This is a genomic window from Saprospiraceae bacterium (assembly GCA_016714025.1).
GTDB lineage: Bacteria > Bacteroidota > Bacteroidia > Chitinophagales > Saprospiraceae > Vicinibacter.
In genome coordinates, this window is sequence record JADJOB010000002.1 from 2,213,116 (window position 1) to 2,226,049 (window position 12,934).

Here is a 12,934-nt window from a genome sequence, read left to right on the forward strand (position 1 = left end):
AATTAAGTACTGAAAGAATTTAGGAAGGTGTATTAAACTTGATCCTTCTATTTCTAGCTAGCGTAGCTCAGGGGTAGCGCATGGCGCTTTAAGCGCCAGGGTCAAGGCAACTCATAAAGCGAACACTCAAAAGTGAGGGTAGCTAAAAGGAACTGAATAATAAAACCTGGTCCTTTATTTCTAGCCAACGTAGCTCAGGGGTAGAGCACTTCCATGGTAAGGAAGGGGTCAAGGGTTCAATTCCCTTCTTTGGCTCATAAAAAATTGAAATTATCATTTAACCATAAAAGTAAAATTAGTCACCAATGGCAAAGGAAACATTTAATCGGTCGAAGCCTCACGTCAACATAGGAACCATCGGTCACGTTGACCACGGTAAAACAACATTGACTTCGGCTATAACATCCGTTCTGGCAGAACAAGGATTGGCTCAGAAAAAAGATTATGACTCAATCGACAACGCTCCAGAAGAAAAGGAGAGAGGTATTACCATTAATACTGCACACGTTGAGTACGAAACAAAAAACAGACACTACGCACACGTAGATTGTCCGGGTCACGCGGATTATGTTAAAAACATGGTTACGGGTGCTGCTCAAATGGACGGTGCGATTTTGGTGGTTGCTGCAACTGACGGTCCTATGCCACAAACCCGTGAGCACATTCTTTTGGCTCGTCAGGTAGGTGTACCTAGAATTGTGGTTTTTATGAATAAAGTGGACTTAGTTGATGATCCTGAGATGTTGGATTTAGTTGAAATGGAAGTACGCGAGTTATTAGATAAATACGAGTATAAAGGAGATATTTCTGTTATTAAAGGTTCTGCTTTAAAAGCATTGGAAGGAGAAGCTTCTGGAAAACAAGCTATTTATGACTTAATGGAAGCTGTGGATAAAGAAATTCCAGAACCAGTTCGTTTGGTGGATCAACCATTTTTGATGCCTGTTGAAGACGTATTCTCGATTACTGGTCGTGGTACTGTTGCTACTGGAAGAATTGAGAGAGGGGTTATTAAAGTAGGTGAAAACGTTGAAATTATTGGTATGATGCCTCCAGGTTCTAAGCCACTTACTTCAACTTGTACAGGGGTTGAAATGTTCCGTAAATTATTGGATCGTGGTGAAGCTGGTGATAATGCAGGTATCTTATTAAGAGGTATAGAGAAAGATGATATCAGAAGAGGTATGGTTATTTGTGCTCCAAATTCTGTTAAGCCTCACATGAAATTTAAATGTGAAGTGTACGTATTATCAAAAGATGAAGGAGGTCGCCATACGCCATTCTTTAAAGGTTACAGACCACAGTTCTATTTCAGAACTACAGATGTAACTGGAGAATGTTTACTACCAGAAGGTGTAGAAATGGTTATGCCTGGTGATAATATTTCTTTGGAGGTTACTTTAATTAACCCAATTGCAATGGAGAAAGGTCTTCGTTTTGCAATCCGGGAAGGTGGCCGTACCGTAGGTGCAGGTCAGGTAACAGAAATATTGGATTAAAATTATTGTAAAACTCAAATCAGGAATTTTCTTTTAATTTCTTGATTTGAGATTTACGGGCATAGCTCAACTGGCAGAGCGACGGTCTCCAAAACCGTAGGCTGAGGGTTCAAGTCCTTCTGCCCGTGCAAAAAGATGACAATGGATAAAATCTTATTGTATTTAAAAGAGAGTTACAATGAGCTAATGGAAAAAGTTTCCTGGCCCACACGTCAAAACCTGGTAGATTCTGCTAAGGTTGTTGTGGTTTCAGCACTTATGTTAGCCGTAGTTGTCTTTGCAATGGACTTTGTAGTAAACCAGATTCTGAGTTTTATCTACAGTTTATAAAACCAAAAGGATGAGCAACGATAAAAGGTGGTATTCCTTGCGGGTAATAAGCGGAAAAGAAAAGAAAATTCGCGAACGTTTAGAACTAGAAGTAAACCGTTCCGGATGGACTGATATCATTTCGCAGGTAATAGTACCTTCGGAAAAAGTGTATAAGATCAGGAATGGCAAGAAAGTAATCATGGAACGCAATATTCTACCTGGCTATTTATTGGTAGAAGCATTGCCCTCCAAATTAAGTGGTGAAATAGTTCAACACATTACTAACATGCCAGATATTATTCATTTTCTTGGAAAGAATAATCCGATTCCAATGACTCAGGTTGAAGCCAACCGGATGCTTGGGAAAGTCGATGAATCCCAGGAAGTTGGAGAAACTATGATCGAACCATTTATCATTGGAGAAACTATTAAAATTATTGATGGTCCATTCAATGATTTTGTTGGGGACATCAAAGAAGTAAATGAAGAAAAAAAGAAAGTAAAAGTAATAGTAAAAATATTCGGCCGGGGTACAGAAGTCGAATTGAATTTTATGCAAGTTGAAAAAACGAATTAATTATGGCTAAAGAAATTGAAGGTTTTATAAAATTACAAGTAAAGGGCGGACAAGCAAATCCAGCACCTCCGGTAGGACCTGCATTGGGTTCCAAAGGGGTGAATATCATGGAATTTTGCAAACGTTTTAATGCAAAAACACAAGATCAACCTGGCAAATTATTGCCTGTTGTAATCACTCTATTTAAAGATAAGTCGTTTGATTTTGTTGTTAAATCACCTCCGGCAGCAATCCAATTATTGGAAGCAGCTAAATTGAAAGGTGGTTCACCGGAACCTAACCGTAAAAAAGTAGGATCTGTAAGTTGGGAACAAGTAGAAGCAATTGCAAAAGACAAAATGGTTGATTTAAATGCTTTTACAATGGAATCAGCCATGAAAATGGTTGCAGGAACTGCCAGAAGTATGGGATTGACAGTATCTGGTTCAGCTCCTTGGCAAAACTAAATTTATTTTAAGGGAGTTCGAATTAATTCGAACGCTATCACCTAAAACCAATTATAATGGGACAATTAACAAAAAAAAGAAAACAGATTAACGGGAAAGTAGATCCTAAAAAACTCTACAACATTGAGGATGCTTGTGCATTAGTTAAAGAAGTCAATACCACGAAATTTGATGCATCTGTAGATTTACACATTCGTTTAGGGGTAGATCCTCGTAAACCAGATCAAGCGATTCGTGGCACCGTGACACTTCCAAACGGTACCGGAAAAACGAAGCGAGTTTTAGTACTCTGCACACCTGATAAAGAGGCTGAAGCAAAAGCTGCTGGAGCAGATTACGTAGGTTTGGATGAATACATTCAGAAAATAGAAGGTGGATGGACGGATATTGATATCATCGTTGCAATGCCTACTGTGATGGCTAAGCTTGGAAAAATCGGTAAGATATTAGGCCCAAGAGGTTTGATGCCTAATCCAAAAACAGGCACAGTTACAATGGATTTGGCAGGTGCAATCAATGATGTTAAGGGAGGTAAAATTGCTTTCCGGGTAGATAAATTTGGTATTATCCATGCATCCATTGGACGTGTATCTTTTACACCCCAAAAGTTAAAAGAAAATAGTAATGAATTACTTCACGCTATTAATAAGTTAAAACCATCTTCAGCAAAAGGTGCTTATTTTAGAAGTATCTCTATGGCTTCAACAATGAGTCCTGGAATTGCCATTGACACCAGAGAGGTTCATTAAATTATTATTTAAATCAGAAAGATCATGACTAAAGAAGATAAATCATTAGCAATTCAGGAACTGAAAGAAAAATTTGCCAATGCGCAGTTTTTTTATGTAACAGATTCTTCCACCTTGACGGTTGAAAAAATCAATCAGTTTCGGAGAAAGTGTTTTGAACAAGGCATTGAAATGCGAGTAGTAAAAAATACACTTGCTGTTAAAGCACTTCAGAGCTTAGAAGCAGAACGCGGATTTGCACCATTATATAGTGCATTTGAAGGACCATCTTCTGTTTTATTTACAGAAAATGCAGCTTCTCCGGCTAGAATAATTAAAGAATTTCGTGAAAATTCAGAGAGACCGCTTTTAAAAGCTGCATACATTGATTCAGCTGTTTTTACCGGAGATGATCAATTGAAAGTGTTGGTCGCCCTAAAAACAAAAGAGGAATTAATCGGAGATATTATATTCATTTTGAAATCACCTGCAACCAATGTCATTGGTGCTTTGAAATCTGGCGGACAAAAAATTGCCGGAATCGTAAAAGCGCTTGAAGAACGTGCAAGTGCTTGATAAATTTTAAATAAGGCTTCCAAGTATTAGACGCATATATTAATTAACAATTGTAAACAAGAAATCATGGTAGATGTAAATGCTTTAGCAGATCAGTTAGTAAATCTTACTATTAAAGAAGTAAATGATCTGGCTTCTGTATTAAAGGACAAGTACGGTATTGAACCGGCTGCTGCTGCTGTTGCTGTTGCTGCACCTGCTGGTGGTGGCGCTGCTGCTGCTGCTGCAGAAAAAACTGAATTTGATGTAATCCTCAAATCAGGCGGTGCAAATAAACTTAACGTAATTAAAGAAGTTAAAAACTTATTGAACTTAGGTCTTAAAGAAGCAAAAGACCTGGTTGATGGAGCTCCATCAACTTTGAAGCAAGCTGTATCAAAAGAAGAAGCGAATTCTTTGAAAGATACCTTGACTGCTGCTGGTGCTGAAATTGAAGTAAAATAATTTCAAAGCACGAGAGTATACCTTTGATAGTAAAAGGAATACATATATAAATCTTGACTTGAGTCACAGATCGCTGTGATTCAAGTCATGTATTTTTTTTATATATTATGTATAAGTGATTAAAGGGATTTTTGAATTTATACACTTATTATTTGATCATAGCGATCGTTTTTATTTGGGGAACGGGTTATAATAAATACTAAAAACACATGGCTTCAACTGCATTAAAACCACAACTGAGATCACGGCACAACTTTGGAAAAGCACCCCTACACGTACCTTATCCTGACTTTCTGGAAATTCAACTTAAATCATTTAAAGAGTTTTTCCAGCTGGAAACAACGCCTGATAAAAGGATTAATGAGGGGTTGTTTAAAGTATTCAAGGAGAATTTTCCAATATCAGATGCTAGAAGCATTTTTGTTCTGGAATTTCTTGATTACTACGTGGATCCACCTCGATATACAATCGATGAGTGCGTTCAAAGAGGATTGACTTTTTCAGTTCCACTAAAAGCGAGGTTGCGTCTATCTTGTAATGACGAAGAGCACGTAGACTTTAAAACGATTGAGCAGGATGTATTTTTAGGAAACATTCCGTACATGACTCCAAAAGGCACGTTTGTAATTAATGGTGCAGAGCGTGTGGTTGTTTCACAGTTGCATCGTTCTCCAGGTGTATTTTTTAGTCAAACCTACCATCCAAATGGTACAAAAATATTTTCAGCGCGGGTAATTCCTTTCAAAGGAGCCTGGATGGAATTTGCAACAGATATAAATCTGGTCATGTATGCTTACATTGACCGTAAAAAGAAATTTCCTGTTACCACTTTATTACGTGCAATCGGATACACTTCTGATAAGGATATTTTGCATTTATTTAATCTTGCTGAAGAAATCAAAGCAACTCAAAAAGATCTAAAAAAAGCAGTTGGCCGTAAATTAGCTGCCCGGATTTTGAAGCGATGGACTGAAGATTTTGTTGATGAGGATACCGGTGAATTAGTTACTGTTGAACGTAATGAAATCATTCTGGAACGGGATACCATTTTGGATGAGGACAATATCAAAATGATCAGTGAAGCTTCTGTTGATAATATTATCCTTCAACGTGAGGATATCACTGAAGATTATTCTATAATTTACAATACCCTGCAAAAGGATCCTTCCAGTTCTGAAATGGAAGCGGTGATCCATATCTATCGCCAGTTAAGAGGATCTGATCCACCGGATGATGATACAGCACGTGGAATCATTGATAAACTCTTTTTCTCAGACAAACGTTACAACCTGGGAGAAGTAGGTCGATATAAAATCAATAAGAAGTTAAATCTAAAGGCATCCATGGATACCTTGGTATTAACAAAAGAAGATATCACAGAAATAGTAAAATATTTAATCTCGCTGATTAACCAAAAGGCTGAGTTGGATGATATCGATCATTTAAGTAACAGAAGAGTGCGCACCGTTGGAGAACAATTGTTTGCTCAATTTGGTGTTGGATTGGCAAGGATGGCTCGTACCATACGTGAACGTATGAATGTTCGGGATAATGAGGTGTTTACACCCATAGACCTGATCAATGCCAGAACCTTGTCTTCTGTTATCAATTCATTTTTTGGTACGAGTCAATTGTCTCAATTTTTAGATCAAACAAACCCGCTTTCTGAAATAACACACAAACGCAGAATTTCTGCATTAGGGCCAGGTGGTTTATCCAGAGAGCGTGCAGGCTTTGAGGTACGGGACGTACATTATTCACATTATGGCCGTTTGTGTACCATTGAAACACCAGAGGGACCAAACATTGGATTGATTTCAACACTTTGTGTGCATGCAAAAATTAATTCCATGGGATTTTTGGAAACTCCCTATTGGAAAGTTGATGCTGGTAAAGTGAATATTAAAAACGGCATTCAATATTTGTCTGCAGAAGAAGAGGATTATGCAAAAATTGCCCAGGCAAATGTTCCGGTTGATAAAAAAGGAGATTTCCAGATACAAAAAGTAAAGGGACGCGAACATGGAGAATTTCCAGTACTCGAGCCACTTGAATTGGAATTCATGGATGTCGCTCCAAATCAAATTGTTGGGGTTTCTGCATCTTTAATTCCATTTTTGGAAAATGATGATGCGAATCGTGCATTGATGGGATCTAACATGCAACGTCAGGCAGTGCCATTAATTCGACCACATGCACCGATCGTTGGAACGGGATTGGAAGCGAAAGTTGCTCATGATTCCAGGATGTTGATTACTGCAGAAGGGGATGGAGCTGTTGAATTTGTTGATGCAACTAAAATCGTAATACGTTATGACCGGAATGATGAAGAAAATCTGGTTTCTTTTGAAGAAAACGTAAAAGAATATTCATTAACAAAGTTTGCCCGTACCAATCAGGCAACATGTATAAACCTAAAGCCAATTGTAAAGAAAGGAGATCGGGTTTCATTAGGTACAATTCTTTCTGATGGATATGCAACTGAAAATGGTGAATTGGCATTAGGCCAAAATTTGCAAGTAGCCTTCATGCCTTGGAAAGGTTACAACTTTGAAGATGCGATTGTAATTTCTGAGCGAGTAATTCAAGAAGATATTTTCACTTCAATTCACATTGAAAGTTTTGAACTTGAAGTTCGGGATACAAAATTAGGAGAAGAAGAATTAACGAATGACATTCCAAACGTTAGTGAAGAAGCTACAAAGGATTTGGATGAAAATGGAATTATCAGAATTGGTGCAAATGTTGAAGAAGGTGATATATTGATTGGAAAAATTACTCCAAAGGGAGAAACAGATCCTACACCTGAAGAGAAATTATTGCGAGCCATCTTTGGTGATAAAGCAGGAGACGTTAAAGATGCTTCATTAAAAGTACCTCCTTCCATTGAAGGAGTCGTTATTGATAAGCAACTTTATGCTCGTGCTAAAAAAGATAAGTTTCAAAAAGTACAGGAGAAAGATTTATTGACGCGATTGGATGATAAACATGCTGTTGCATTAAATGAATTAAAAACCATCCTGATTGATAAATTATTAAAGCTGATAAAAGATCAACTTTCTTCCGGTGTTAAAAGCATTTATGGTGAAGAGTTGATAGCCAAAGGATCAAAGTATACCAATCCGTTATTAAAGAAAATTGATTTCACAAAAGTTGATTATTTTGGTTGGACTAAAGACACTGAAAAAAATCAATCCGTTTCTAAATTGCTTCACAACTATAATATTAAAGTGAATGAAGAAATTGGAAAATACAAACGGGAGAAATTTAATATCAGTATAGGGGATGAATTACCTGCTGGAGTTTTGAAGCTTGCAAAAGTTTATATTGCAAAGAAAAGAAAACTTAAAGTAGGTGATAAATTAGCTGGTCGCCATGGTAACAAAGGTATAGTTTCTAAAATTGTACGTGTAGAAGATATGCCGTTCCTGGAAGATGGTTCACCGGTTGATATTGTTTTGAATCCACTTGGGGTACCTTCAAGGATGAACCTTGGTCAGATATTTGAAACGGTATTGGGTTGGGCTGGAAAGAAATTGGGTGTTCATTTTGCAACACCGATTTTTGATGGAGCAACCATTCATGATATCTATGCCCATATTGAGAAAGCAGAATTGCCTCAGTTTGGTCAAACCTATTTATATGATGGTGAAACGGGAGATCGTTTTCACCAGCAAGCAACAGTAGGGGTGATTTACATGCTGAAACTTTCGCACATGGTGGATGATAAAATGCACGCACGTTCAATTGGTCCTTACTCATTGATTACACAGCAACCTCTTGGTGGTAAAGCACAGTTTGGAGGTCAGCGTTTTGGTGAGATGGAGGTTTGGGCTTTGGAAGCATTTGGTGCTGCAAACATCTTGCGTGAATTATTGACCATTAAATCAGATGATATCATCGGTCGTGCAAAAGCTTACGAAGCAATTGTAAAAGGAGATAATCTCCCTGAACCAAATATTCCTGAATCATTTAATGTATTGATCCACGAATTAAGAGGATTGGTATTGGATGTAAAATTTGAATAACCGCTCTAATCAATAACAAACATGTCATTTAAAAATAAAGTAACTAAGCAAGATCAGGAGTTTGATAAAATCACGATAAGTTTGAGTTCTCCGGATGATATTCTGGAGCGTTCATTCGGTGAAGTTTTGAAACCTGAAACGATCAACTATCGATCCTATAAACCTGAACGCGATGGTTTATTTTGTGAACGAATTTTTGGTCCGGTAAAGGACTACGAATGTTATTGCGGTAAATACAAACGCATTCGTTACCGCGGAATTGTTTGCGATCGTTGCGGTGTTGAAGTAACTGAGAAGAAAGTTCGACGCGAACGTATGGGTCACATTAAATTAGTGGTACCAGTAGTTCATATTTGGTTTTTTAAATCTCTGCCAAATAAGATCGGTTACCTATTAGGACTTTCATCTAAAAAACTTGAGTCAATCATTTATTATGAGCGATTTGTTGTAATCCAACCTGGATTGGCTGCAGGAAATGGTTCTAATCTTTTAGATTTAATTACCGAAGAAGAGTATTTTGAAGTTTTGGATTCACTTCCAAAAGAAAATCAATTGCTGGATGATAAAGATCCCAATAAGTTTATTGCCAAAATGGGAGCTGAAGCAATATTTGAATTGCTTATCAGATTAAAATTGGATGATTTATCCTATGACTTAAGACATCAAGCATCAAACGAATCTTCTCAACAAAGAAAATCTGAAGCATTAAAACGTTTACGGGTTGCAGAGGCATTCCGTGAAGGTTTGAATGAAAAAAATAACAAACCGGAATGGATGATTATCCAGTATCTCCCGGTGATTCCCCCTGAATTAAGACCCTTAGTTCCATTAGACGGAGGTCGTTTTGCAAGTTCAGATTTAAATGATTTATATCGAAGAGTAATTATCAGAAATAATCGATTGAAACGCTTGTTGGAGATTAAAGCTCCAGAAGTAATTCTTCGAAATGAAAAAAGGATGTTGCAGGAGGCGGTTGATTCTTTATTTGATAATTCAAGAAAATCAAATGCAGTAAAAGCCGAAGGAGGAAGAGCATTAAAATCCTTAAGTGATATTCTAAAAGGAAAGCAAGGTCGATTCCGTCAAAATCTTTTAGGTAAACGGGTTGATTATAGCGGTCGTTCTGTAATTGTTGTTGGTCCTTCTTTAAAATTGCATGAATGCGGTTTGCCTAAGAACATGGCTGCAGAATTATTTAAACCATTTGTAATTCGTAAATTAATTGAAAGGGGAGTTGTCAAAACGGTTAAATCTGCTAAGAAATTAGTGGATAGAAAAGATCCGATTATTTGGGATATTCTTGAAAATATATTGAAAGGTCATCCAGTCTTATTAAACCGGGCACCAACACTTCACAGATTATCTATTCAAGCATTTCAGCCAGTTTTAATTGAAGGAAAAGCGATTCAACTTCACCCGCTGGTTTGTGGTGCATTTAACGCGGATTTCGATGGTGACCAAATGGCAGTTCACGTACCATTAAGCAACGCTTCGATATTGGAAGCCCAATTATTGATGCTTGCAAGTCACAACATGCTTAATCCTCAGGATGGTTCTCCAATTACCCTTCCTTCACAGGACATGGTATTAGGACTGTATTACCTCACTAAGGAAAGAGCAATTGACAAAGAACAAAAAATTAAAACATTTTATAGTAAGGACGAAGTTGTTATTGCATTCAACGAAAAGAAAATTGAACTTCATGATCCTGTTCAATTAAAGGTATTAGTTGAAAATGAAAATCTTGAACTTGAAAACAAAATGATCCGTACTACGGTAGGGCGTGTTTTGTTGAATGAAGTGGTTCCAAATACAGTTCCTTTCTTAAATGAATTGCTTACAAAGAAAAACTTAAAACAAATTATTGGGGATATCATTGTCCGTACAAGTTTCGCAGTTACAGCAAAGTTTTTGGATGAAATAAAGGATCTTGGATTTTACTGGGCGTTTAAAGCAGGTCTTTCTTTTAATTTAGGAGACTTAATTACACCATCGATCAAGCAGAAAACTTTGGACGAAGCGCAACGCGAAGTTGAAGAAATCTGGGATAGTTATAACATGGGTTTAATTACCAATAACGAACGATACAATCAGATTATTGATAAATGGACCTATGCGGATAACCGGGTTACTGATAATTTGATGAAGGAATTAGCAGCACATAAGGGCGGATTTAATTCTGTTTACATGATGTTGCATTCTGGTGCCAGAGGATCTAAACAACAAATTAAACAGCTTTGTGGACTGAGAGGATTGATGGCAAAACCCAGAAAGTCAGGAGATACCGGAAGTGCTATTATTGAAAATCCGATTCTATCTAATTTCCAGGATGGTTTATCAGTATTGGAATATTTTATTTCAACTCACGGTGCGAGAAAAGGTTTGGCAGATACTGCCTTGAAAACAGCGGATGCCGGATACTTGACAAGAAGGTTGGTTGATGTTGCTCAGGATGTTGTAATATCAGATGAAGATTGCAATACTCTTCGTGGAATTGAAACTACAGCTTTGGTAGATAATGAAAAAGTAATCGAAAACCTGGCTTCAAGAATCGTGGGTCGATTTAGTTTGCATAATATTTTGCATCCATTGACAGAAGACATCATTTTATTGGCAGGTGAATACATCGATGACAAGACAGCTCAGAACATTGAAAAGTTAGGTATTGAATCGGTTACCATCCGTTCTGTATTAACATGTGAAGCTAAAAATGGAGTGTGTACTAAATGTTATGGTAAAAATTTAGCTACAGGCCGAATTACAGAAGAAGGCGATGCAGTAGGTATTATTGCAGCACAAAGTATTGGTGAGCCTGGAACCCAGTTAACACTGCGTACATTCCACGTGGGTGGTGTGGCTGCTGTATCTAAAGCAGAATCTGAAATCGTTGCAAAATTTGATGGAATCATTGAATACGACGGATTGAAAGTTTCTGAACTTGTTGAAAATAATACAAAAAGCACGATTGTAATATCAAGGTCAGGTGAAATCCGGATTTTGGATATCGAGAATAATAAAATCTTAACAAGTATGCACGTTCCTTATGGCTCGTTCTTATTTGTAAAGGAAAAGCAAAAAGTAAACAAAGGGGATTTGATATGTAATTGGGATCCATTTAATGCTTTAATCATTTCCGAATTTTCGGGAATAATTAAATATGATTCCATTGAAGAAGGAGTAACCTATCGTATGGAGCGCGATGACCAAACTGGTTATTCTGAAAAGGTTATTATTGAATCAAAAAACAAGAAAAAGATTCCAGCCATTTCAATTGTAAATGCAGCTGGAGAAGAATTAAAAAACTATTCATTGCCAGTGGGTGCATATATAACCATTGACGATAACAGTGATATCAGTGCTGGTCAGAAAATTGGTAAAATTCCAAGAAACGTAAGCAAAGTTTCGGATATCACGGGTGGTTTGCCAAGGGTAACAGAGTTATTTGAAGCAAGAAATCCTTCCAATCCGGCAGTAGTTAGTGAGATTGATGGAATTGTTTTTTATGGTAAAATCAAAAGAGGTAATCGCGAAATCTTTGTGGAAGATGAGCGCACCGCTCAACGCAGAAAATATTTAATTGGATTGTCAAAACATATCTTGGTTCAGGAAGGTGATTTTGTTAGAGCAGGTACTCCTTTATCTGATGGAACCACCGCCCCCCGGGATATCATGATGATTAAAGGCCTTTTTGCAGTTCAATCTTACTTGGTAAATGGTGTTCAAGAGGTGTATCGTTCACAAGGGATCAATATCAATGACAAACACATTGAAGTAATCGTCAGACAAATGATGCGATGGGTTCAAATTGAAGATCCAGGGGATACAACTTTATTGGAAGGTGAACCTGTAGATCGCTGGGAATTTATTGAAGCCAACGATGACATTTTTGATAAGAAGGTTGTAACAGAAGCTAATGATTCGACAAAATTGAAAGCAGGTCAATTGGTTTCTATTAGACAATTGCGAGATGAAAATTCATTTTTGAAACGGAATGATAAAAAATTAGTTGAGTATCGGGATGCAACTTCAGCAACTGCAAGTCCCTTGTTATTAGGTATCACCAGGGCTTCATTAGGTACCAGTAGTTGGATTTCTGCAGCTTCCTTCCAGGAGACCACAAAAGTATTGAGTTCAGCTGCAATGTCAGCAAAGAGCGATGACTTGTCTGGCTTAAAAGAAAATGTAATTATCGGAAAGAAAATTCCTGCAGGAACTGGACACAGAAAGTATAAAGACTTATTGGTTCGTTCGGCCAACAGCAAGAAAAATTTAGTAGAAGCAGAAGATTAGATTTAAACTAAATTTTGGTTCAATAAAAAAAATG

Annotated in this window: 9 protein-coding genes and 2 tRNA genes; all 11 read left to right on the top strand. The window is 37.3% G+C overall.

Translation table 11 applies throughout. The features are described 5' to 3' along the window. The first annotated feature begins 183 nt into the window (after positions 1-183). The 11 genes from IPJ80_11990 to rpoC all read left to right on the top strand — a co-directional run bounded on the left by IPJ80_11990 (position 184) and on the right by rpoC (position 12,900). Positions 184-255, top strand: a tRNA-Thr gene (locus tag IPJ80_11990). Positions 256-305: 50 nt separating this feature from the next. Then, a complete protein-coding gene (gene tuf, locus IPJ80_11995) occupies positions 306-1,499 on the top strand; it encodes an elongation factor Tu (protein MBK7914202.1) in 1,194 nt (397 codons plus the stop codon). 55 nt (positions 1,500-1,554) lie between these two features. Beyond that, positions 1,555-1,627, top strand: a tRNA-Trp gene (locus IPJ80_12000). Positions 1,628-1,640: 13 nt separating this feature from the next. Then, complete coding sequence (gene secE / locus IPJ80_12005; protein MBK7914203.1) at positions 1,641-1,829, top strand: preprotein translocase subunit SecE; 189 nt, start codon at positions 1,641-1,643, stop codon at positions 1,827-1,829. 10 nt (positions 1,830-1,839) lie between these two features. Continuing rightward, on the top strand, positions 1,840-2,388 hold the full coding sequence (nusG, locus tag IPJ80_12010) for a transcription termination/antitermination factor NusG (GenBank protein ID MBK7914204.1): 549 nt from the start codon (positions 1,840-1,842) through the stop codon (positions 2,386-2,388). A 2-nt stretch (positions 2,389-2,390) separates the two neighbouring features. Next, complete coding sequence (gene rplK, locus IPJ80_12015; protein MBK7914205.1) at positions 2,391-2,834, top strand: 50S ribosomal protein L11; 444 nt, start codon at positions 2,391-2,393, stop codon at positions 2,832-2,834. 56 nt (positions 2,835-2,890) lie between these two features. Further along, complete coding sequence (locus IPJ80_12020) at positions 2,891-3,583, top strand: 50S ribosomal protein L1 (GenBank protein ID MBK7914206.1); 693 nt, start codon at positions 2,891-2,893, stop codon at positions 3,581-3,583. 24 nt (positions 3,584-3,607) lie between these two features. Then, on the top strand, positions 3,608-4,138 hold the full coding sequence (locus tag IPJ80_12025) for a 50S ribosomal protein L10 (protein MBK7914207.1): 531 nt from the start codon (positions 3,608-3,610) through the stop codon (positions 4,136-4,138). 66 nt (positions 4,139-4,204) lie between these two features. Continuing rightward, complete coding sequence (gene rplL, locus IPJ80_12030; GenBank protein ID MBK7914208.1) at positions 4,205-4,582, top strand: 50S ribosomal protein L7/L12; 378 nt, start codon at positions 4,205-4,207, stop codon at positions 4,580-4,582. 209 nt (positions 4,583-4,791) lie between these two features. Further along, positions 4,792-8,610, top strand: a complete 3,819-nt coding sequence (gene rpoB, locus IPJ80_12035) for a DNA-directed RNA polymerase subunit beta (protein MBK7914209.1) — start codon at positions 4,792-4,794, stop codon at positions 8,608-8,610. Positions 8,611-8,631: 21 nt separating this feature from the next. Then, on the top strand, positions 8,632-12,900 hold the full coding sequence (gene rpoC / locus IPJ80_12040) for a DNA-directed RNA polymerase subunit beta' (GenBank protein ID MBK7914210.1): 4,269 nt from the start codon (positions 8,632-8,634) through the stop codon (positions 12,898-12,900). Positions 12,901-12,934 lie beyond the last annotated feature (34 nt).